A 23,333-nucleotide genomic window follows, 5' to 3' on the forward strand; every position below is an offset into this window, starting at 1 on the left:
ACGCTAATCAGGCCTACAATCAAAGGGCGGTCTAATGACCGCCTTTTTTTATTGCAACAAAGTAGAGAGTAACCATGAGCCATAACGACACTATCGTCGCCCAGGCAACCCCACCGGGACGCGGTGGCGTGGGCATTTTGCGTATCTCAGGCCAGCAGGCGCGCGACGTCGCACAGGCGGTGCTGGGCAAACTGCCAAAACCACGCTATGCCGACTATCTGCCGTTTAAAGACAGCGACGGTAGCGCGCTGGATCAGGGTATTGCGCTGTGGTTCCCCGGCCCAAACTCCTTCACCGGTGAAGATGTGTTAGAGCTGCAAGGGCACGGCGGCCCGGTAATTCTCGATTTGTTGCTTAAAAGAATTCTGACGCTGCCAGGCGTGCGTATCGCCAACCCCGGTGAGTTTTCCGAGCGGGCGTTTTTGAACGATAAGCTCGATCTGGCCCAGGCTGAAGCCATTGCTGACCTGATTGACGCCAGCTCTGAACAGGCAGCCCGTTCTGCGCTGAACTCGCTGCAAGGCGCATTCTCCACGCGCGTAAACCATCTTGTGGAAGCGCTAACTCACCTGCGCATCTTTGTCGAAGCCGCTATCGACTTCCCGGATGAGGAAATCGATTTTCTCTCCGACGGTAAAATCGAAGCCCAGCTTAACAACGTGATTGCCGATCTTGACGCTGTTCGCGCCGAAGCGCGCCAAGGCAGTCTGCTGCGCGAAGGGATGAAGGTCGTCATCGCCGGTCGTCCAAATGCCGGGAAATCAAGCCTTCTGAACGCGCTGGCGGGCCGTGATGCGGCGATCGTCACCGATATCGCCGGTACCACCCGTGATGTGCTACGCGAGCATATCCATATCGACGGTATGCCCCTGCACATCATCGATACCGCAGGGCTGCGTGAAGCCAGTGACGAAGTCGAGCGTATCGGCATCGAACGTGCCTGGCAGGAAATTGAACAGGCCGACCGCGTGTTGTTTATGGTCGATGGCACCACTACCGACGCCACCGATCCCGCAGAAATTTGGCCGGACTTTATCGCCCGTCTGCCAAAAAACCTGCCGATTACCGTGGTGCGCAATAAAGCGGATATTACCGGCGAGGTGTTGGGCCTCAGCGAAGTAAATGGTCACTCACTTGTGCGCCTTTCTGCGCGTACCGGCGAAGGCGTAGACGTGCTGCGCAACCATCTCAAACAGAGCATGGGTTTTGAAACCAACATGGAAGGCGGCTTCCTTGCCCGTCGTCGCCACCTGCAGGCGCTCTCCGAGGCCGCAGAGCATTTGCAGCAGGGTAAGGCGCAGCTATTGGGTGCTTGGGCAGGTGAGCTGCTGGCAGAGGAGCTGAGGCTCTCTCAGCAATGCTTGAGCGAAATCACCGGCGAGTTCAGTTCTGACGATCTGCTGGGGCGCATTTTCTCTAGCTTCTGTATTGGTAAGTAAGACAGTGTTGCCCGGTGGCATTTTGCTTACCGGGCCAGCCTATTTTGTGGCTTGGGTAAAACAAAGCCGCTGTCCGGTAGCCAATTTCCTGAACGGAAATCACCGTTGTCCAAATGGCAACTCGTGTCGTAGCCCCTCTCCCCGTATGCTTAGCGCCACATTCCTCATGAGGTTGCTATGACACGCTTTCTAATCTGCAGTTTTGCCTTGGTTCTTCTGTATCCCGCCGGTATCGATATGTATCTGGTCGGGTTGCCTCGTATTGCTGCTGATTTACAAGCCAGCGAAGCGCAGCTGCATATCGCGTTTTCGGTATATCTGGCCGGGATGGCGACCGCCATGCTGTTTGCCGGAAAAGTTGCCGATCGGTCGGGCCGTAAACCAGTCGCTATCGTTGGCGCCATTATTTACATCATAGCCTCAGCCTTATGCTCGCTGGCCGAGAGTGGCACATCGTTCCTGGTAGGACGCTTTATTCAGGGAATTGGCGCGGGCTGCTGCTACGTCGTGGCGTTTGCGATACTGCGCGATACGCTCGACGATCGTCGCCGAGCCAAGGTGCTGTCATTGCTCAACGGCATCACCTGCATCATCCCGGTGCTAGCGCCGGTACTGGGGCACTTGATTATGCTCAAATATCCGTGGCAGAGCCTGTTCTACACGATGATAGGGATGGGGGTGGCTGTTTGCCTGTTGTCCGTATTTATCCTGCGAGAATCGCGCCCGGCTGCGCTCTCGACGTCAGCAAAGAGTGCCCCTCTCGCTGAATCACTACTGAATCGCTTTTTCCTGAGTCGCCTTGCGATTACCACCCTCAGTGTGTCGGTGATCCTCACTTTCGTGAATACCTCGCCGGTGCTGCTGATGGAAGTCATGGGCTTCGATCGCGGGGAATACGCCACCACGATGGCAATGACTGCAGGTGTCAGTATGGCCGTCTCGTTTTCTACGCCATTCGCGCTGAGCCTGTTTAAGCCACGCACCCTTATGCTGGCCTCTCAGGTACTATTCTTGGCTGCCGGCGTTGTGTTAATCCTCGCCAGCACGCATACGGTCACGCTATTCGGGCTAACTTTAATTTGCGCGGGTTTCTCAGTCGGTTTTGGCGTGGCGATGAGCCAGGCGCTAGGTCCTTTCTCACAGCGAGCGGGCGTGGCCAGCTCAGCTTTGGGCATTGCGCAGGTTTGCGGTTCCTCGGTGTGGATTTGGCTGGCAGCTATCCTAGGTCTTGATGCACTGAATATGCTGATCGGGATTCTGATTGTCTGTAGCATAGTGAGCATCATGTTGATTATCACTGTTGCTCCTAAGCGGTCCGCGCCAACTCATGAAGAAATCCCTCAGCAGTCTCGACCTTAATTTACTGCTCTGCCTGCAACTCTTGATGCAGGAGCGCAGTGTCACCAAAACAGCCAAACGGATGAACGTCACACCGTCGGCTGTCAGTAAATCGCTGTCGAAGCTGAGGGCCTGGTTTGACGATCCGCTGTTTGTGAACACTCCGCTGGGATTAACGCCCACGCCGCTGATGCATAGCATGGAGCAGAGTCTGGCTGAGTGGATGCAGATGGGTCATCAGCTACTCGATAAGCCGAACCACGAAACACCGAGCGGGCTAAAGTTTGATCTGGTGGCCGAAACGCCACTGGTGATGATTATGTTCAATGCTCTCTCGCAGCAAATCTACCAGCGCTACCCCCAAGCAACGATAAAAGTCCGTAACTGGGACTATGATTCGCTGGACGCCATTGTTCGCGGCGAGGTGGATATCGGGTTTACCGGGCGTGAAAGCCATCCTCGCTCACGCGAGCTACTAAGCCTGCTGCCGCTATCGATAGACTACGAGGTGCTTTTTTCCGATCTTCCCTGCGTTTGGCTGCGCGAAGATCATCCCGCATTGCAGGAAGAGTGGGATCTAGAGACGTTTTTACGCTACCCCCATATCAGCATCAGTTGGGAGCAAAGCGATACCTGGGCGCTGGATGATGTTCTTCAGGAAATGGGCCGCGAGCGTCATATTGCCTTGAGTCTGCCGGGTTTTGAGCAGTCTCTGTTTATGGCTGCTCAGCCGGATCACAACATGCTGGCCACAGCGCCTGGATATTGCCGCAACTATAATCAACTCAACCAGCTTCCTTTGGTCTCCAGACCCCTGCCATTTGATGCAGTCCAGTTGGAAAAGCTGATGGTCCCATTTACCCTACTTTGGCATAAACGGAATAGTCACAACCCGAAAGTTATTTGGTTGCGCAAAACCCTCAAGTCCCTATATCTCACTGTTTCCTGACTTATTATTCGTAAAAATAACGTGTTTCAGTTAGGGCGAAGTGTAAAAGTCTCGTAATACCCCTTTTCATTCGCACTTTTAGACAGTAAAACCTGAACATAACTAGCGTAAATGCTACTCTCGTAATATCCACAGTCCATTAATCACGGAGCGAAAAATGGCGACGCACTTTGCAAGAGGGATCCTCAAGGACGGGCATCTATTGTCGGTCAGACTATCATCCACCAGCCACAATATCGCACGCCAGCTGCCGGCCTATCGCCGCACTCGCTTTCTGGCGTCGCGCGCGCTGCTAGCTGAGCTGCTATTTATGCTTTATGGCATCAGCGAACTCCCCGAAATCGTCAACCGAGCAGACGGCAAACCGTGTTTTAGAGACAGCCACCTGCCCGATTTTTCCATCGCCTATGCGGGCAATATTGTCGGCGTTGCGCTCGCTACCGAAGGCCAGTGTGGTCTCGATATGGAACTGCTTCGCGTGCTGCGCAATACGCCGCAGGCGACAATGATGGAAAACTACCGATTTACCAGCAATGAAAATTTGTGGATTAACAATCAAAGCGACCCACACGAGGCGCGCGTGCAGCTGATTGCGCTGCGCCAGAGCGTGCTCAAAATGACCGGTGATGTGAACCTGGATTCACCGCAGTCTCTCCAGCTACTTCCCGGCTCCGGCCGTCTGCGTTGCGCCACGACTGACCAGCTCGAAGTGATTTGCGATGCTGAGGATATACTGGCTTGGTCACTCGCCGTTTCACCGTCAATTGAGAAGCTCAAAGTATGGGAGTTTGATGGGAAATATGGTTGGCGCAGCTTGCCTGATGCACAAACTCGGGCCAACGAACCTGCCGCGCGTTTGATGAGATTCACCAGCCTACCGGCAGAGAAAGCGCTTATACTCAACTGATTCGGCTGAAAATAGCCTCATGATGCAAAGGAGTAATCATGTCTGAAGCGTTGAAAGTTGTTACTTTATTGGGAAGCCTGCGCAAAGGTTCATTTAACGGTATGGTTGCACGCACCCTGCCAAAAATCGCCCCGGCCGGCATGAGCATTTCTCCGCTCCCGTCGATTGGCGATATCCCACTGTATGATGCTGACCTGCAACAAGAAGATGGATTCCCACAGAGCGTAGAAGCGCTGGCTGAGCAAATTCGCCAGGCGGATGGCGTAGTGATCGTGACGCCAGAGTACAACTACTCCGTACCGGGTGGCTTGAAAAATGCCATCGACTGGCTGTCCCGCCTGCCGGATCAGCCTCTGTCCGGTAAGCCTGTGCTTATTCAAACCAGCTCCATGGGCGCGATCGGTGGTGCACGCTGCCAATATCATCTGCGCCAAATTCTGGTCTTCCTCGATGCGATGGTGATGAACAAGCCAGAGTTTATGGGTGGCGTGATTCAAAACAAGGTCGACCCACAGCTGGGTGAAGTGATTGAGCAGGGAACGTTGGATCATCTGACCGGTCAACTGACCGCATTTGGTGAGTATATTCATCGCGTTAAAGCGTAAATATTAGGTGGGGTGCGGGCTGATGCCCTTACCCCGGCCCTCTCCCACTGGGAGAGGGTGCAAACACAAAAGCCCTTTTCTATGAAAAGGGCTTACTGTTTATTTCCCGTCGATAAACACAATCTTCAGGATAAACAGCAGCGCGACGATGATGACGCACGGGCTGAGATCGCGGAAACGACCGGTACCAATCTTCATGATGCAATAAGAGATGAAGCCCAGCGCGATACCTTCGGTAATCGAGAAGCTAAACGGCATCATCACGGCAGTAATAAACGCCGGGACTGCTTCAGTCAGGTCATCCCACTTCACGCGGGACAGGCTTGAGGTCATCAACACGCCTACGTAAATCAGCGCGCCGGCTGCCGCATATCCTGGCACCATCCCCGCCAGAGGCGATAGGAAAATCACCAGCAGGAACAGCAGACCGACCACCACTGCCGTCAGACCGGTACGGCCGCCAACGGACACGCCGGAAGAGGATTCGATATACGCGGTCACGGAAGAGGTGCCGATAAAGGAACCGGCCACCGAAGAGACGCTATCCACGAACAGCGCCTGCTTCATGCGTGGGAACTTGCCCTTCTCATCAGCCAGACCAGCTTTATCGGTTACGCCAATCAGCGTACCGGAGGAGTCAAACAGGTTTACCAGCATGAACGAGAAGATAACGCCCGCCAGCCCCAAGTTAAACGACCCAGCAAGGTCAACGTGGCCAACAACCGTGGTGATGCTCGGCGGCGCAGAAACAATGCCGCTATAGTGAACATCGCCCAGCATCCAACCCAGCAGGGTGGTTACCACGATAGAAACCAGCACCGCCGCATGAATATTGCGAGAGGCCAGAATCGCGATGATAAAGAAGCCCAGTACGCCCAGCAGTACGCTGTGAGAGGTCAGGTTACCGATAGAAACCAGCGTGTCCTGGTTTGCCACGATAACGCCGGCGTTTTTCAGCCCCATCATGCCGATGAACAGACCAATACCGCTGGTGATGCCCACACGCAGGCTCACCGGGATATTAGCAATCATCCAGTAACGCACACGGAAAATGGTCAACAGCAGCAGGCCCACAGCGCCCCAGAAGATAGCGCCCATGCCCACCTGCCATGGCAGGCCCATGGCCTGTACCACCACAAAGGCGAAGAACGCGTTCAGACCCATCGCTGGCGCCAGTGCCACCGGCAGGTTGGCGAATACGCCCATCAGGATACTACCCAGCGCCGCAATCAGACAGGTCGTCACGAACACCGCGCTGGTGTCCATTCCGGCTACGCCAAGAATTTGCGGGTTTACGAAAACGATGTAGACCATCGTCAGGAAGGTGGTGAAACCCGCGATCACTTCGGTGCGAGCCGTCGTGCCGTGTTCGCGCAGTTTAAACACGCGCTCCAGTATCCCCTGACCGGAAGCCGGGGTGGTGTGTTGTTGACTCATTATCAATTTCCGCAGACGAAGGAAGGAAAATTCGTCGCTATCCTATACCAAAATGCGACAATAGGCGCGGTTGTGAGATACTTTTTTTCATTGATTTTGCTTATACGGCAACGATTGCGTCTCTCAATTCTGCATTACGTAAACGTTAAACTTGTTAAAAAGGAAATGACATGTCCGGAGTTGAAGCGGTTTTTTTTGACTGTGACGGCACGCTGGTAGACAGCGAAGTTATCTGTTCACGGGCCTACGTCCATATGTTTAAAACATTTGGTATCACGCTCGATCTGGAAGAGATTTTTAAACGTTTCAAAGGCGTGAAGCTCTACGAAATCATCGACATCATCAATGAAGAGCACGGGACAAACCTGGCCAAGTCAGATTTAGAACCCGTTTACCGCGCCGAGGTCGCACGCCTTTTCGACACGGAACTCGAGGTCATTTCTGGCGCTAATGCGCTGGTGGAGTCCGTGAACATTCCGATGTGCATCGTCTCAAACGGCCCGGTCAGCAAAATGGAACATTCGCTCGGCAAGCTAGGGATGTTGCATCATTTCCCGGAAAAATTATTCAGCGGCTATGATATCCAACGCTGGAAGCCCGATCCTGCGCTGATGTATCACGCGGCTAAAGCGATGAACGTTAACGTTAAGAACTGTATTTTGGTGGATGACTCTTCTGCGGGCGCCCAGTCGGGCATTGATGCGGGAATGGAGGTGTTTTACTTCTGTGCCGATCCGCATAACAAGCCGATTGATCACCCGAGGGTGACCACGTTTACCGATCTGGCGGAACTGCCAGCGCTGTGGAAGGCGCGCGGATGGAACATCATCGGTTAAACCGTAGGCCTGATAAGCGAAGCGCCATCAGGCAGCATTACGCAGGATGCCGGATGGCGGCGTAACGCCTTATCCGGCCTACAACAGCGACGCCGGGGGTTCCCGGCGTACCGCTTATTCCTTAGGCGCTTTCCCCGCCAGCAGCTTATCCAGCTCATCGCCGCCCACGTGACGGAAATCTTGTCCCTTCACGAAGTAGAAGATGTATTCACAGATATTCTGGCAACGGTCACCGATGCGTTCGATAGAACGTGCGCAAAACAGTGCGGTTAACACGCTTGGAATGGTGCGCGGGTCTTCCATCATATAGGTCATCAGTTGACGCACGATGCCCTCATATTCTTGGTCAACTTTCTTATCTTCACGGTAGATACGCACCGCTTCGTCCAGATCCATACGCGCAAACGCATCCAGCACATCGTGCAGCATCTGCACAGTGTGGCGACCCAGCGACTCAAGACTCACCAGCAGCGGCTGGTGCTGGTGAGAGAATTTCTCCAGCGCCGTGCTGCAAATCTTATCTGCTACGTCACCAATACGTTCCAGTTCAGCGATGGTTTTGATGATAGCCATCACCAAACGCAGGTCGCTCGCCGTCGGCTGGCGCTTAGCAATAATACGCACACAGGCTTCGTCGATCGCCACTTCCATCATGTTGACGTTCTTGTCGCCTTCAATGACGCGTTTTGCCAGCTCACTATCCTGGTTGTGCATCGCGGTAATCGCATCAGAAAGCTGCTGCTCTACCATACCGCCCATGGTCATCACCTGGGTGCGGATGCTTTCCAGTTCCGCGTTGAACTGGCCGGAAATATGTTTATTAAGATTTAAATTGTCCATCATTTCTCCCGATGCCCAGGCATATCAACCGTAGCGGCCAGTAATATAGTCTTCAGTTTGTTTCTTCGCGGGCTTGGTGAACAGGTCATCCGTGTTGCTAAACTCAATCAACTCGCCCAGGTACATAAATGCCGTGTGGTCGGAACAACGCGCTGCCTGCTGCATGTTGTGGGTCACGATAACCACGGTGTAATCCTCTTTCAGCTCGGTAATCAGCTCTTCGATACGACCGGTGGAGATCGGGTCAAGGGCTGAGCACGGCTCATCCAGCAGCAGAACTTCCGGTCGGATAGCAATGCCGCGCGCAATGCACAGACGCTGTTGCTGGCCACCGGAGAGAGAATACCCGCTCTGATGCAGCTTATCCTTGGTTTCATTCCATAATGCGGCTTTGGTCAACGCCCACTGAACGCGCTCATCCATATCGGTGCGGGACAGCTTTTCAAACAGGCGCACGCCAAAGGCGATATTGTCATAAATAGACATTGGGAATGGCGTCGGCTTCTGGAACACCATCCCCACTTTGGCACGCAGCAGCGCGATATCTTGGGTATTGGTGAGAATATTGTCGCCATCCAGCAGAATTTCACCTTCCGCACGCTGCTCCGGGTACAGTTCAAACATCTTGTTGAAGGTACGCAGAAGCGTTGATTTACCGCAACCTGATGGGCCGATAAACGCGGTGACCTGGTTTTTGGCGATATCCAGGTTAATGTTCTTCAGGGCATGGAATTTGCCGTAGTAGAAGTTCAGGTCACGTACTGAAATCTTACCCGGAGTTGTGTTCACCATACTCATCTCAATCTCTTCCTCATCCAGCGCCGCATGTGCCACGCCGTTAAATATGTTCAACCATAGGCCGGATAAGGCGTTTACGCCGCCATCCGGCACTTTGTCTTAACCGTGTCTCTTCTTCGCGAAAACAACGCGCGCCAGAATATTCAGCAGCAGTACACACAGCGTGATAATCAGCACACCGGCCCAAGCCAACTGCTGCCACTCTGCAAACGGGCTCATCGCAAACTTAAAGATGGTGACCGGCAGGTTAGCAATAGGCTGCATCATGTCGGTGCTCCAGAACTGGTTGGATAGCGCGGTAAACAGCAGCGGTGCGGTTTCACCCGCGATGCGCGCAATTGCCAGCAGGATACCGGTCATGATCCCGGAAATTGACGCTTTTAGCGTGATGGCCGAAATCATCCGCCACTTTGGTGTTCCTAGCGCATAGGCCGCTTCACGCAGGCTATCTGGCACCAGTTTCAACATGTTCTCGGTGGTACGAATAACAATAGGCACCTGCAGCAGCGCCAGCGCTATCACGCCCGCCCAGCCGGAGAAGTGCTGCATCTGCGCGACCACGATGGTGTAGACAAACAGCCCCACAACGATAGACGGTGCGGAAAGCAGAATATCGTTAATAAAGCGGATAACTTCAGCCAGCCAGGATTTGCGCCCGTACTCAGCAAGATAGATGCCCGCCATAATGCCCAGCGGAGTACCAATGACCGTCGACCACAGGATCAACAGGCCGCTGCCCGCCAAGGCGTTTGCCAAGCCACCGCCCGCCGTGTTCGGCGGCGGCGTCATTTCGGTGAACAGCGCCAGCGACATACCATCGATGCCGCGGGTGATGGTGGCCATTAAGATCCACACCAGCCAGAACAGCCCGAAGATCATCGTCGCCATCGAGAGCGTCAGCGCGATGCGGTTTTTCATGCGGCGACGCGCCTGCATTTTGCGACGAGACTCGGCAAGCTCTGCGGTGTTTTGCATTTCCAGTGTGGTCATGAGCGTGCCCCTTCATTCTTCGCCAGACGCATAATCATGAACTTCGATGCCGCCAGCACGATAAAGGTAATCGCAAACAGAATCAGACCCAGCTCCATCAAGGCGGAGACATGCAGCCCAGATTCCGCTTCAGCAAATTCGTTTGCCAGCGCGGAGGTGATGCTGTTGCCCGGCATATACAGCGAAGCGCTGTCGAGCTGGTAGGTGTTACCGATGATAAAGGTCACCGCCATGGTTTCACCTAGCGCACGGCCAAGACCAAGCATCACGCCACCGATAACCCCATTTTTGGTAAACGGCAGGACGATACGCCAGATAACTTCCCAGGTGGTGCAGCCGATGCCGTAGGCCGACTCTTTCATCATCACCGGAGTTTGTTCAAAGACATCACGCATAACGGCGGAGATATACGGAATAATCATGATGGCGAGGATAACCCCGGCCGCCAAAATACCGATACCAAACGCCGGGCCAGAGAACAGGGCACCGACAAACGGGACGTTAGAAAGAATATTGCCAACCGGTTCTTGGAAGTAGGTCGCGAACAGCGGAGCAAAGATAAACAGGCCCCACATGCCGTAAACGATGCTGGGAATAGCCGCCAGCAGCTCGATCGCGATACCTAACGGACGTTTGAGCCAGTTGGGTGCTAATTCGGTCAGGAAGAGTGCAATGCCGAAACTCACCGGAACGGCGATCAACAAAGCGATGACGGAGGTGACAATCGTACCGTAAATAGGTACCAGCGCGCCGTAGATGTCGTTGGGAGCATCCCACTCTTTGGTCCACAGGAAGGCGAAGCCGAACTTCTCCATGCTGGGCCAAGAGGAGATAACCAGAGAGACGATAATCCCGCCCAGCATCAATAGCACAATCAGCGCAGCCAGTCTGACTAGCGCGCTGAATATCATGTCACCCTTTTTACCCGGAGGGTTAAAAGCAGGCTTGGTTGCAGCCATAAATTACTCTTCAGTTAATAACGTTTACGAAAGTGCCCGATAGCGGCTGGCGCTTATCGGGCCTACAGTCGGAACCGTAGGGCGGGTTAGCATTAGCACTACCCGCCATTTCCGTCAAAATTCCGACTAGTACAGCGCTTTACCGCTGCTGTCTTTGACGTTGGTCTTCCATGCAGCACGAACCTGCTCAACTACGCTTTCCGGCAGGCTAGCATAATCCAGTTCGTTAGCCTGTTTGCCGCCGTTTTTGTAAGCCCAGTCAAAGAACTTCAGCACTTCAGCGCCTTGCTCAGGTTTCTTCTGGTCTTTGTGGACCAGGATAAAGGTGGTGGAGGTAATCGGCCACGCGCCTTCACCTTTCTGGTTGGTCAGGTCCTGGGCGAATGATTTGCTCCAGTCTGCGCCTTTAGCCGCGTTAGCGAAGTTTTCTTCGGTTGGGCTAACGGCTTTACCGTCGGCTGAAATCAGCTTGGTGTAAGCCAGGTTATTCTGCTTAGCGTAAGCGTATTCAACGTAGCCAATAGAGCCTGGCAGACGCTGTACGAAGGCTGCGATGCCGTCGTTACCTTTACCGCCCAGACCGGTTGGCCAGTTCACAGTAGAACCCGCACCGATTTTGGATTTCCACTCTTCATTCACTTTCGCCAAGTAGCTGGTGAAGACGAAGGAAGTACCGGAACCGTCAGCACGACGCACTACGGCGATGTTCTGAGAAGGCAGTTTGACGCCTGGGTTCAGTTTGGTGATGGCTTCATCATCCCACTTCTTAATTTTGCCGAGGTAGATATCACCCAGCGTTTTGCCGTCCAGCACCAGCTCGCCTGATTTCAGGCCAGGGATGTTTACGGCCAGCACAACACCGCCGATGACGGTCGGGAACTGGAACAGGCCTTCCTGAGTCAGTTTTTCATCAGACAGTGGAGCGTCGGATGCGCCGAAATCTACGGTATTAGCGGTAATTTGTTTTACGCCACCGGAAGAACCGATACCCTGGTAGTTAACTTTATTACCCGTTTCTTTATTGTAGGTATCTGCCCATTTGGCATACACCGGCGCAGGGAAGGTTGCACCAGCACCAGTCAGGCTTGCTGCTGCGAATGCAGAGAAAGCGCTCATCGATAAGGTCGCGGCGACAACAGTTGCGACAGTGGTACGCATAACTTTCATAATGTCTCCTGCAAGAATTCGTAAAGTGTTGTTTAGTGGCTACGATGAGCAAAATAGGATAAACAGGTGACAGTTATATGTAAGCTTTATGACAGTTTAATGACAAGGAAAACCCCGTAAAATACATCAATATTAAAACCAATAAAAACAATGAATTAAAAAAATAATTTACAATAAAATTTCAAAAGAATTTTGTTTTTATGACAGTGAAATGGCCATACTTTATGACAGTGACGTGCCCAAAATTATTCTATTTTCAGGGTATAGCAGGTAAAAAAATCCGGCTATGCCAAAGGCATAACCGGACGGATTCGCTCTCAAACGTGATTATTCAACGGTTACAGATTTCGCCAGGTTGCGCGGCTGGTCAACATCGGTGCCTTTGATCAGCGCGACGTGATAAGACAGCAGCTGCAGCGGAACGGTATAGAAGATAGGTGCAATCACCTCTTCGACATGCGGCATCTCAATGATATGCATGTTGTCACTGTTGGTGAAGGCTGCATCCCTATCAGCAAACACGTACAGTTCACCGCCGCGCGCGCGCACCTCTTCAATATTGGATTTCAGTTTTTCTAGCAGTTCGTTATTCGGCGCCACCACAATCACCGGCATATCCGCGTCAATCAACGCCAACGGGCCGTGTTTGAGCTCGCCTGCGGCGTAGGCTTCTGCGTGAATATAAGAGATCTCTTTGAGCTTAAGCGCGCCTTCCAGCGCGATCGGGTACTGATCGCCACGCCCAAGGAACAGCGCGTGATGCTTATCGGAGAAATCCTCTGCCAGCGCTTCAATGCGCTTATCTTCAGACAGCACCTGTTCAATGCGGCTCGGCAGCGCCTGTAATGCGTGAACGATTTCTTGTTCAACGGACTCGTCAGCGCCTTTCAACCGCGCCATCTTCGCCACCAGCAGCAGCAGCACCGTTAGCTGCGTGGTAAAGGCTTTGGTGGAAGCCACGCCAATTTCCGCACCGGCTTTGGTCATAATAGCCAGGTCAGATTCGCGCACCAGCGATGAACCCGCAACGTTACATACCGCCAGCGAACCTAAATACCCCAGTTCTTTGGTCAGACGCAGACCAGCCAGCGTATCAGCGGTTTCCCCGGATTGAGACAGAGTGATAACCAGGCTGTTGGGGCGCACGGCCGACTTGCGATAGCGGAATTCAGACGCAATCTCGACGTCACACGGCATTCCGGCCAGCGATTCAAACCAATAGCGCGCCACCATTCCCGAGTTGTAGGAAGTGCCACAGGCGATAATCTGAATATGTTCGACTTTCGACAGCAGCTCATCGGCCTGCGGCCCCAGCTCGCTTAAATCCACCTGACCGTGGCTAATGCGCCCGGTTAATGTGTTTTTAATCGCGTTTGGCTGCTCGTAAATCTCTTTTTGCATGTAATGGCGATAGATACCTTTATCGCCAGCATCGTATTGCAGGTTAGATTCGATCTCCTGACGCGTCACGATCACGCCCGATTTATCGAAAATCTCTACCGTACGGCGAGTCATTTCCGCGATATCCCCTTCTTCAAGGAAGATAAAGCGACGGGTGACAGGCAGCAGCGCCAGTTGGTCAGAGGCAATAAAGTTCTCGCCCATCCCCAAACCGATAACCAGCGGGCTACCGGAACGCGCTGCCAGCAGGGTGCTCGGATCGCGGGAATCCATAATCACCGTACCGTATGCACCGCGCAGCTGCGGTATCGCACGCAGAACGGCTTCACGCAGGGTGCCGCCCTGCTCCAGTTCCCAGTGCACTAAGTGAGCAATCACTTCGGTGTCCGTGGCGGAAACAAAGACGTAGCCACGCGCCTGCAGCATTTCGCGCAGCGGCTCATGGTTCTCAATGATACCGTTATGGACCACCGCAATATGGTCAGAAACATGCGGATGCGCGTTGCTTTCTGAAGGCTCACCGTGGGTCGCCCAGCGGGTGTGAGCAATACCGGTGCCGCCAGGCAGCGGGTGATCTTCTGCTGCCTGTGACAGCATCTGCACTTTACCTAGGCGACGTAGACGGGTCATATGACCTTGTGCATCCACCACGGCAAGACCCGCGGAATCATAACCACGGTATTCCAGACGACGAAGACCTTCGAGAAGGATTTCAGCTACATCACGTTGCGCGACTGCGCCAACAATTCCACACATAGTTTTCTATTCCGATTTTGGCGTTATGCCATGCGTTGTCGGTCAACCTGTTGCCCGTATACCGGGCGCCCCGAGCCTTGTAGAGAGTGGGGTTATTTTTATGGGTACTGCATGTTGGGCGGGAGATTATGTTATCTCCTCACCCCTGTCTGCCTGATGGCGGTGACGCCTTATCAGGCCTACACAAAAAACCACAAATTACTTTTTCTTCACCGGACGCTGCCAGCCTTGCTTATGTACCTGCGGTACGCGGCTCAGCACCAGCTCATTATCGGCAACATCGCGGGTGACCGTGGTACCTGCGGCAATAGTCACGCCTTTGCCAATCGTGACCGGGGCCACCAGTTGGCTGTCGGAACCGACAAACACATCGTCGCCAATAATGGTTTTAAACTTGTTCGCGCCATCGTAGTTGCAGGTGATGGTACCCGCACCGATATTCACGTTATCGCCAATTTCTGCGTCACCAAGGTAGGTCAGATGACCGGCTTTAGAGCCTTTACCCAGACGCGCTTTTTTCATTTCGACGAAGTTACCAACGTGCGCACCTTCCAGCAGTTCAGCGCCAGGACGCAGACGCGCAAACGGCCCAATGGTGCAGGTGGCCTGCAACTGAGCATCTTCCACCACGCTGTAGGGGCTGATTTCGCAATCGTCGCCAATGGTGCTGTTTTTAATCACACAACCTGCGCCGATTTTGACGCGATGGCCAAGAACCACGTTCCCTTCAAGGATAACGTTAGTATCAATTTCAACATCACGCCCATGAGAGAGTGTGCCACGCAGATCAAAACGCGCCGGATCGCGCAGCATCACGCCCGCCAGCAGCAGTTTTTCCGCCTGTTCTGACTGGTAGACGCGCTCAAGGCGCGCGAGCTGCAGGCGGTTATTGACGCCTTCCACTTCGCTTAAGCGATCCGGATGCACGGCGGCAATTTCATGCCCTTCTTGGTATGCCATCGCGATAATGTCGGTGATATAGAATTCGCCTTGGGCGTTATTGTTATCCAGTTTCGCCAGCCAGCGCTTCATGTCCGCGCCGTTAGCTATCAGGATGCCGGTATTGATTTCTGCAATAAGACGCTGCTCGTCGCTCGCATCTTTGTGCTCCACGATGCCGGTGACTTTGCCGTTTTCACGCGTAATGCGGCCATATCCGCTTGGGTCAGCAAGCACGACCGTCAGCAAGCCAATGCCGCCCTGCGGTTTGGAGTCACGCAGGCGTTCTAATGTTTCAACAGAGATCAGCGGCACATCGCCGTATAGCATCAGAATGTCTTCGTCATCGGCGAAGAATGGCGCGGCCTGCTGCATTGCATGACCGGTACCCAGTTGTTCCGCTTGCAGCACCCAGTTGAGGTTATCGTCGGATAAGGTCTGCTTTAGTAAATCGCCGCCGTGGCCGTACACCAGATGAACCTGGGCGGCGCCAAGATGATTAGCGGCATCAATGACATGCTGCACCATAGGTTTACCCGCTAGGGTATGCAGCACTTTAGGAAGATCGGAATACATTCGCGTGCCTTTGCCAGCGGCAAGGATCACAACGCTCATGGTACGCTTAGACATAGGTATCCTGTCTGTAGATTAAGTATGAAGTAAACCGGGTTAACGTTGAAAATTCTACATATTTTTCAGCATGAAATGGCTTGCTGATAAAACGTCCAACATTCCCTGCGCCACTGTTTTTCTGCCCTTATTTTCGTCCATATCAAATACATTTGTCTTGTAAGAATTCAGGCCAAGCGCCAGATTGCGCGCTATCTCTCTGCTTATTCTGTTTTTTTGCTACCTGAATAAAGCCCACATGAAATCAAAACGATGTTTTATTTACTCATTATTGTGACGAGCAAAAAAGAAACAGTGTTTTGATTTGGTGATAATTACACCAATCAACCATTCGGGAAGATAATATGAACAATAAAATACCTCTGGCTCTTACCCTTTGTAGCGCGGCGCTCTCTCTCCAAGCTCAGGCCGCAACGCCCGCGCAATGGAAAGCGATAACTTTCGGGCAGTCTACCGATATCAACTTCTCCTCCAACGTGCTGGCGGAGAAGGTGGGCGTGAATAATGTGACGATTGACGGCAAAACCCTATCATCACAACAGGTTGCCGACCTCAGCAAACCTATCACTATTGAAAGCCGTGGCGGCAAAATTGCCAACTCGCATGATGGCCTAACCTTCTTTTACACCACGCTGCCGACCAATGAGAATTTTGTCCTCTCGGCAACGGTCACCGTAGACCAGTTCGGCCCAGAAAACGGGGCAAAACCCGCCGCTCAGGAAGGCGCTGGTCTGTTGGTACGCGATACTATCGGTATCCCGCGACAGGAACCGCTGAAAGAAGGCTACGAAGAGTTTCCTGCAGCGTCAAATATGGTGATGAATGCCATTATGACCCAGGATAAAAAAGATGATTACCGCATTAAACTGCAGGCGATTTCACGTAATGGGATTGTACAACCATGGGGCAACACCGGCTCTGAAATCAAAAAGGTGAGCTATAAGGAAGAGGTTTCTCTTCGCCAGTCGCCAACCTTCCGTCTTAAGCTTGAACGCACCAACGAGGGCTTTGTGACCGCTTGGGCTCCTGCGGGTAGCGAAGAATGGGTCAGCCAGCAGGTACCGCATGCCGACCTCATTTCCGTGCAGGACAAAAAACAGTACTACGTGGGTTTCTTTGCCTCACGAAATGCCAAAATTACCGTCAGCAACGCATCACTGACGACTTCAGAGGCAAAAAGTGTGGCCTCTAAACCGTTCGTAGCCAAATCATGGCCGGTGGTGGTGCAGGTGGCATCGGGGAGCAAAAGTTTAGCCGCAAACTATACCTTACAGGCCCGAGCCAACTATGACGGCCAGTTCACTGTGCGTCAGAACGAAGTGGTGATCGGGGAGAATAAACCGGTGAAAGCCGGCGAAATGTTCACCCAACCGGCGACGCTCAAAGAGAGCAATAGCTTCCAGATAAGCTTTACCCCCACCAGCGGTAAAGACCGTGCGCCGGTAGAACAGAATCTGACGGTAAGCTTGGCAAACAATATCGCTAGCAGCACCCTGTACGCTGCCGTCGATGGTAAAGCGGACGCCAAGGGAACCGCTGAATCGCCAATGAATCTGAGCACCGCCATCGAGCTGTTGCCGCCGGGGGGCAAAATTATGCTCGCTGCCGGTAACTATCCAAAAACAGATATCCCGCTTTCCGCAAGCGGCTTGAAAAATGGCAACAAAACGTTGGAAGCACAGGGCAAAGCGGTTATTCACGGCATGCTGCTGGATGGCAACTACTGGACTATTCGCGGGATTGAGATAACCGATAAGAGCCTGCGCATTCAGGGTAGTCATAACCTCATTGAAAACGTCGTGGCCTACCGCAACGATGATACCGGCATTCAGATCTCCTCTGTGGATAAGATCGGTCGTCCGCTATGGGCAAGCTATAACCGCGTGGTCAATTCCGAATCTTTTAGCAATGAGGATCCGGGTAAGATCAATGCTGATGGTTTTGCTGTGAAGATGCGCGTAGGGGAAGGTAACCGCCTTGAGGGCTGCTACTCCCACGATAATATCGACGATGGTTTTGACCTGTTCAACAAGATTGAAGACGGCGCTAACGGGGTGGTGGTCATTGAAAACTCTATCGCCCGCAATAATACCAGCAACGGCTTCAAGCTCGGCGGCGAAGGCCAGCCGGTGGCTCATGAGATCCGCAATAGCATCGCTGTGGGCAACCATCTCGATGGGTTTACCGACAACTTTAACCCGGGCAAGCTGGTGGTGGTAAACAACGTGGCCGTTGATAACCAACGCTTCAACTTCATCTTCCGACCAAGCCCTTATGGTGATGCGACCACTCAGGGCGTGTTCAGCGATAATATTTCACTGCGCAGCCAACCGGGGAAATATGACGATGCGGTAGTGGGCAACGTGGATGCGACCAATTACTTTATCGAGAACGGCAAGAGCGTGAACAAAGAAGGCAAAGAACTGCGCGCGGATGATTTCCAGTCGCTGGCATTGCCGCAGCCGTTGGAGCGCAACGCGGACGGCAGCTTTAAGACGGGCAACTTCCTAAATAAAGATTGAGTTCGGGAACTCGTAGGCCTGATAAGCGCAGCGCCATCAGACAAGCTGCGAGCACATTGCCGAATGGCGGTATAAACGCCTTATCCGGTCTACAAAATACAAAGGTCGCCGTAAGGCGACCTTTGTATTTTGGGTTCTGTTTACACCGCATGTGTTGTGGTTTTCGTTAGCGGTACAGCGCATCACAGAACTGTGTCTGACCGGCAAGTGGGCGGTCAGCGCGGTAACCTTACAGGTTGAAGGTACCGAAAGAGATGTTCATAGAGCTGAAAAGGGCGATGATTTTGTTGATCAGTTTCATGATTTTTATCCTGCGATAGTAGTGGTGTTTTTTTGTGACTTAACTCACAAAACGAAGTCTACTCCTCCCATTTTTATCGATCAACAGTTTTGTGATGCAAATCACAAAATATTTAAAATACCTTTTCAGTTTTACTTTAATTAAAACAAACCATAAAAAAAGCCAGCCTGGCAACCAGACTGGCTTTTTGACTTTCAAGCCGGTGTTACATCGCTTTTTTGGTCAACTCGATAACGCGCAGTTTAGCGATCGCTTTGGCCAGTTCCGCAGACGCCTGAGCGTAATCCACGTCGCCGTGAGAGCTTTTAATGTGCTCTTCAGCCTTGCGTTTCGCTTCCAGGGCTCGCGCTTCGTCGAGATCCTGGCCACGAATTGCTGTGTCAGCCAGAACGGTCGTGCTGCCTGGCTGCACTTCGAGAATGCCGCCGGACAGATAGATAAACTCTTCATGACCGAACTGTTTAACGATGCGAATCATACCAGGCTTAATGGCGGTGAGCAGCGGGGCGTGACCCGGGAAAATACCCAGTTCACCTTCGCTACCCGTTACCTGGATTTTCTCGACCAGACCAGAGAACATTTGTTGCTCTGCGCTGACGACGTCCAGGTGGTAAGTCATTGCCATATCACCCTCCGATTAAGGCGTTAAAGTTTTTTGGCTTTTTCGACAGCTTCGTCAATGGAACCGACCATGTAGAACGCCTGCTCTGGCAGGTGATCGTATTCGCCGTCCATGATGCCTTTAAAGCCACGGATGGTGTCTTTCAGGGAGACGTATTTGCCCGGAGAACCGGTGAATACTTCTGCCACGAAGAACGGCTGGGACAGGAAGCGCTGAATTTTACGCGCACGTGCTACCACCAGTTTATCTTCTTCAGACAGCTCATCCATACCCAAGATGGCGATGATGTCTTTCAGTTCCTGATAACGCTGCAGCAGGGACTGTACGCCACGCGCGGTGTCGTAGTGTTCCTGACCAACAACCAGCGGATCCAGCTGACGGCTGGTGGAATCCAGCGGGTCAACGGCTGGGTAGATACCCAGAGAGGCGATCTGACGGCTCAGTACCACGGTGGCATCTAAGTGCGCAAAGGTGGTTGCTGGAGATGGGTCAGTCAAGTCATCCGCAGGTACGTATACAGCCTGTACGGAGGTGATGGAGCCGGTTTTGGTGGAGGTGATACGTTCCTGCAGAACGCCCATCTCTTCCGCCAGAGTCGGCTGATAACCTACCGCTGAAGGCATACGACCCAGCAGTGCAGATACTTCTGTACCGGCTAAGGTATAACGATAGATGTTATCGACGAACAGCAGTACGTCACGACCTTCGTCACGGAACTTCTCAGCCATGGTCAGACCGGTCAGTGCAACGCGCAGACGGTTTCCCGGTGGCTCGTTCATCTGGCCATAAACCAAGGATACTTTATCGATAACGTTGGATTCGGTCATTTCGTGGTAGAAGTCGTTACCCTCACGAGTACGTTCACCTACGCCCGCAAACACAGAGTAACCGGAGTGCTCGATCGCGATGTTACGAATCAGCTCCATCATGTTTACGGTTTTACCTACACCCGCACCACCGAACAGACCAACTTTACCGCCCTTCGCAAACGGACACATCAGGTCGATAACTTTGATACCGGTTTCCAGCAGTTCCTGAGAGCTTGACAGCTCTTCGTAGGATGGTGCTTCGCGGTGGATAGCCCAACGCTCTTCTTCACCGATGTCGCCTTTCATGTCTACCGGTTGGCCCAGTACGTTCATGATACGACCCAGTGTAGCTTTACCTACTGGGACTTCGATTGGGTGCTCGAGGTCTTTAACATCCAGACCACGACGCAGGCCGTCGGAAGAACCCATTGCGATGGTACGTACGATACCGCCGCCGAGCTGCTGCTGAACTTCCAGCACCAGCACTTCATTACCATTCTGAACCTCAAGGGCTTCGTACACACGCGGTACGGCATCCTGAGGGAATTCGACGTCAACTACGGCGCCGATTACCTGGACAATTTTTCCAGTAGCCATCTTGAATCCTCTACGAATTAACCTGGTTATACCGCGGATGCACCACCGACGATCTCGGTGAGTTCCTGAGTAATGCTGGCCTGACGAGCTTTGTTGTATACCAACTGCAGCTCTTTAATCAGGCTGCCGCCATTGTCGGTAGCGGCTTTCATCGCCACCATACGTGCGGCCTGCTCGCTGGCCAGGTTTTCTACCACGCCCTGATAAACTTGAGACTCGACATAACGACGCAGCAGGGTGTCCAGCAGCGCTTTCGGGTCTGGTTCATACAGGTAATCCCAGGATTTACGCTTCAAATCATCGTCGTCTGATGCCGGCAGCGGCAGCAGTTGAACAATGGTTGGCGTCTGAGACATGGTGTTAATAAATTTGTTGCTGACAACGTAAAGCTTGTCCAGACGGCCTTCATCGTAGGCCTGCAACATCACTTTTACCGGACCGATCAGTTCGGACAGGGCCGGTTTATCACCCATACCGGTGACCTGAGCAACAATGTTGCCTTTAACGGAGTTAAAGAAGGACACGCCTTTAGAGCCGATCATTGCGAGGTCGCACTGAACGCCTTTTTCGGACCATGCCTTCATATCCGCCAGCAGTTTCTTAAACAGGTTAATGTTCAAGCCACCGCACAGACCACGGTCGGTAGACACCACCAGGTAGCCCACGCGCTTAACGTCGCGTTCTTCCAGGTATGGGTGCTTATATTCCAGATTACCGTTCGCCAGGTGACCAATCACTTTGCGCATGGTATCTGCATAAGGACGGCTGGCCGCCATGCGCTCCTGCGATTTACGCATTTTGGAAGCGGCGACCATCTCCATCGCTTTAGTGATCTTTTGCGTGTTCTGGACGCTTGCGATCTTACTACGTATCTCTTTTGCGCCGGCCATGAGCTTCTCCTCAATGCCTTACGGCCTGCCCTAAGACAGGCCGCTAGACTTTACCAGGACTGGGTTGCTTTGAAGGAATCGAGGATGCCTTTCAGCTTGCCTTCGATTTCGTCGTTATAGCCACCGGACTGGTTGATCTCTTGCATCAACGGAGCGTGATCACGGTCGACGTAAGCCAGCAGAGCGGCTTCGAAGCTACCGATTTTCGCCAGTTCAACATCCGCCAGATAACCACGTTCTGCTGCGAACAGAACCAGAGACTGTTGCGCGACAGACATCGGCGCATACTGTTTCTGTTTCAGCAGTTCAGTTACTTTCTGACCGTGGTCCAGCTGCTTACGGGTTGCATCGTCAAGATCGGATGCGAACTGGGAGAACGCTGCCAGTTCACGATACTGTGCCAGAGCGGTACGGATACCACCGGACAGTTTTTTCATGATCTTGGTCTGCGCTGCGCCACCAACACGGGATACGGAGATGCCCGGGTTAACCGCAGGACGAATACCGGCGTTGAACAGGTTGGTTTCCAGGAAGATCTGACCATCGGTAATGGAAATTACGTTGGTCGGAACGAATGCGGAAACGTCACCTGCCTGCGTTTCGATAATCGGCAGAGCGGTCAGAGAGCCGGTTTTCCCTTTAACTTCACCTTTGGTGAAAGCTTCAACGTATTCGGCGTTAACACGCGCAGCACGCTCCAACAGACGGGAGTGGAGGTAGAATACGTCGCCAGGGAATGCTTCACGACCTGGTGGACGACGGAGCAACAGGGAAATCTGACGGTAAGCAACGGCCTGTTTAGACAGGTCATCATAAATGATCAGCGCATCTTCGCCGCGGTCGCGGAAGTATTCGCCCATTGCGCAACCGGCATATGGTGCCAGGTATTGCAGTGCAGCGGATTCAGACGCGGTTGCTACAACAACGATGGTGTTAGCCAGCGCGCCGTGTTCTTCCAGTTTACGTACCACGTTAGAAATGGTGGACGCTTTCTGGCCGATAGCCACGTATACGCACTTGATGCCGGAATCACGTTGGTTGATGATGGCGTCGATTGCCAGCGCGGTTTTACCGGTCTGACGGTCACCGATGATCAGTTCACGCTGACCACGACCGATTGGGATCATGGCATCAACGGACTTATAACCAGTCTGCACTGGCTGATCTACGGATTGACGTTCGATTACGCCCGGAGCGATAGCTTCAACGGCGGAGAAGCCGTCGTTGTCCAGCGCGCCTTTACCATCGATTGGTGCACCCAGGGTGTTAACCACACGGCCCAGCAGGCCGCGGCCAACCGGAACTTCCAGGATACGACCAGTACACTTGACGGTCATGCCTTCGGCAAGGTCAGCGTACGGACCCATCACAACTGCACCTACGGAGTCGCGCTCCAGGTTCAGTGCGATAGCGTAACGGTTACCCGGCAGGGAAATCATTTCACCCTGCATACAATCGGCCAGGCCGTGGATGCGGATAACACCGTCACTTACAGAAACAATAGTACCTTCGTTGTGAGCTTCACTCACAACACTGAACTGAGCAATGCGCTGCTTGATCAGTTCGCTGATTTCGGTGGAATTCAGTTGCATGCTCCAGTC

At 53.0% G+C, this 23,333-nt stretch carries 19 protein-coding genes; 7 read left to right on the forward strand and 12 right to left on the reverse strand.

All coding sequences use genetic code 11. The features are described from left to right. Nucleotides 1–74 precede the first annotated feature (74 nt). The 5 genes from mnmE (at nt 75) to AB4K05_RS13820 (ending at nt 5,238) form a co-directional block, all read left to right on the forward strand. On the forward strand, nt 75–1,439 hold the full coding sequence (gene mnmE / locus AB4K05_RS13800) for a tRNA uridine-5-carboxymethylaminomethyl(34) synthesis GTPase MnmE (protein ID WP_368480521.1): 1,365 nt from the start codon (nt 75–77) through the stop codon (nt 1,437–1,439). A 177-nt stretch (nt 1,440–1,616) separates the two neighbouring features. Further along, on the forward strand, nt 1,617–2,798 hold the full coding sequence (locus AB4K05_RS13805) for an MFS transporter (RefSeq protein WP_368480522.1): 1,182 nt from the start codon (nt 1,617–1,619) through the stop codon (nt 2,796–2,798). Continuing rightward, nucleotides 2,767–3,726, forward strand: a complete 960-nt coding sequence (gene yidZ / locus AB4K05_RS13810; RefSeq protein ID WP_368480523.1) for an HTH-type transcriptional regulator YidZ — start codon at nt 2,767–2,769, stop codon at nt 3,724–3,726. The genes AB4K05_RS13805 and yidZ overlap by 32 nt, the downstream gene beginning before the upstream one ends. 157 nt (nt 3,727–3,883) lie before the next feature. After that, nucleotides 3,884–4,633 carry a 4'-phosphopantetheinyl transferase superfamily protein gene (locus AB4K05_RS13815; protein WP_368480524.1) on the forward strand — a complete coding sequence of 250 codons (750 nt, stop codon included), beginning with the start codon at nt 3,884–3,886 and terminating at the stop codon, nt 4,631–4,633. Nucleotides 4,634–4,671: 38 nt separating this feature from the next. After that, a complete protein-coding gene (locus tag AB4K05_RS13820) occupies nt 4,672–5,238 on the forward strand; it encodes an NADPH-dependent FMN reductase (RefSeq protein WP_368480525.1) in 567 nt (188 codons plus the stop codon). A 99-nt stretch (nt 5,239–5,337) separates the two neighbouring features. Here the strand turns inward: AB4K05_RS13820 and adeP are convergent, their stop codons facing one another. Continuing rightward, a complete protein-coding gene (gene adeP / locus AB4K05_RS13825; protein WP_368480526.1) occupies nt 5,338–6,675 on the reverse strand; it encodes an adenine permease AdeP in 1,338 nt (445 codons plus the stop codon). A 170-nt stretch (nt 6,676–6,845) separates the two neighbouring features. On the opposite strand from adeP, the gene yieH reads away from it, so the two are divergent. Continuing rightward, entirely contained in the window at nt 6,846–7,511 is a 666-nt protein-coding gene (gene yieH / locus AB4K05_RS13830; RefSeq protein ID WP_368480527.1) for a 6-phosphogluconate phosphatase, read from the forward strand. A 114-nt stretch (nt 7,512–7,625) separates the two neighbouring features. Here the strand turns inward: yieH and phoU are convergent, their stop codons facing one another. The 7 genes from phoU to glmU all read right to left on the reverse strand — a co-directional run bounded on the left by phoU (nt 7,626) and on the right by glmU (nt 15,991). Then, nucleotides 7,626–8,351 (reverse strand): phosphate signaling complex protein PhoU, encoded by a 726-nt coding sequence (gene phoU, locus AB4K05_RS13835; protein ID WP_368480573.1) that lies wholly within the window; start codon nt 8,349–8,351, stop codon nt 7,626–7,628. Nucleotides 8,352–8,375: 24 nt separating this feature from the next. Next, nucleotides 8,376–9,149 carry a phosphate ABC transporter ATP-binding protein PstB gene (pstB, locus tag AB4K05_RS13840; RefSeq protein ID WP_035893601.1) on the reverse strand — a complete coding sequence of 258 codons (774 nt, stop codon included), beginning with the start codon at nt 9,147–9,149 and terminating at the stop codon, nt 8,376–8,378. 99 nt (nt 9,150–9,248) lie between these two features. After that, nucleotides 9,249–10,139, reverse strand: coding sequence for a phosphate ABC transporter permease PstA (pstA, locus tag AB4K05_RS13845; RefSeq protein WP_368480528.1), 891 nt, complete (start codon nt 10,137–10,139; stop codon nt 9,249–9,251). Beyond that, entirely contained in the window at nt 10,136–11,098 is a 963-nt protein-coding gene (pstC, locus tag AB4K05_RS13850; protein WP_368480529.1) for a phosphate ABC transporter permease PstC, read from the reverse strand. Before pstC ends, pstA begins: the two co-directional genes overlap by 4 nt. A 126-nt stretch (nt 11,099–11,224) precedes the next feature. Next, on the reverse strand, nt 11,225–12,265 hold the full coding sequence (gene pstS / locus AB4K05_RS13855) for a phosphate ABC transporter substrate-binding protein PstS (protein WP_368480530.1): 1,041 nt from the start codon (nt 12,263–12,265) through the stop codon (nt 11,225–11,227). 327 nt (nt 12,266–12,592) lie between these two features. Continuing rightward, nucleotides 12,593–14,422 (reverse strand): glutamine--fructose-6-phosphate transaminase (isomerizing), encoded by a 1,830-nt coding sequence (gene glmS, locus AB4K05_RS13860; RefSeq protein ID WP_368480531.1) that lies wholly within the window; start codon nt 14,420–14,422, stop codon nt 12,593–12,595. 198 nt (nt 14,423–14,620) lie between these two features. Then, a complete protein-coding gene (gene glmU / locus AB4K05_RS13865) occupies nt 14,621–15,991 on the reverse strand; it encodes a bifunctional UDP-N-acetylglucosamine diphosphorylase/glucosamine-1-phosphate N-acetyltransferase GlmU (RefSeq protein WP_368480532.1) in 1,371 nt (456 codons plus the stop codon). A 344-nt stretch (nt 15,992–16,335) separates the two neighbouring features. Between glmU and AB4K05_RS13870 the strand changes: the two genes are divergently transcribed. Further along, on the forward strand, nt 16,336–18,513 hold the full coding sequence (locus AB4K05_RS13870; protein ID WP_368480533.1) for a right-handed parallel beta-helix repeat-containing protein: 2,178 nt from the start codon (nt 16,336–16,338) through the stop codon (nt 18,511–18,513). Between the two features lie 506 nt (nt 18,514–19,019). Here the strand turns inward: AB4K05_RS13870 and AB4K05_RS13875 are convergent. The 4 genes from AB4K05_RS13875 to atpA are packed head-to-tail and all read right to left on the reverse strand — an operon-like array spanning nt 19,020 to nt 23,324. Continuing rightward, nucleotides 19,020–19,439 (reverse strand): F0F1 ATP synthase subunit epsilon, encoded by a 420-nt coding sequence (locus AB4K05_RS13875; protein ID WP_052284573.1) that lies wholly within the window; start codon nt 19,437–19,439, stop codon nt 19,020–19,022. A gap of 20 nt (nt 19,440–19,459) precedes the next feature. After that, entirely contained in the window at nt 19,460–20,842 is a 1,383-nt protein-coding gene (atpD, locus tag AB4K05_RS13880) for a F0F1 ATP synthase subunit beta (RefSeq protein WP_368480534.1), read from the reverse strand. 26 nt (nt 20,843–20,868) lie between these two features. Next, nucleotides 20,869–21,732 carry a F0F1 ATP synthase subunit gamma gene (gene atpG, locus AB4K05_RS13885; protein ID WP_368480535.1) on the reverse strand — a complete coding sequence of 288 codons (864 nt, stop codon included), beginning with the start codon at nt 21,730–21,732 and terminating at the stop codon, nt 20,869–20,871. Nucleotides 21,733–21,782: 50 nt separating this feature from the next. Next, nucleotides 21,783–23,324 (reverse strand): F0F1 ATP synthase subunit alpha, encoded by a 1,542-nt coding sequence (gene atpA / locus AB4K05_RS13890; RefSeq protein WP_035893616.1) that lies wholly within the window; start codon nt 23,322–23,324, stop codon nt 21,783–21,785. Nucleotides 23,325–23,333: the final 9 nt, after the last annotated feature.

The organism is Kluyvera sp. STS39-E (assembly GCF_040932435.1).
GTDB lineage: Bacteria > Pseudomonadota > Gammaproteobacteria > Enterobacterales > Enterobacteriaceae > Kluyvera.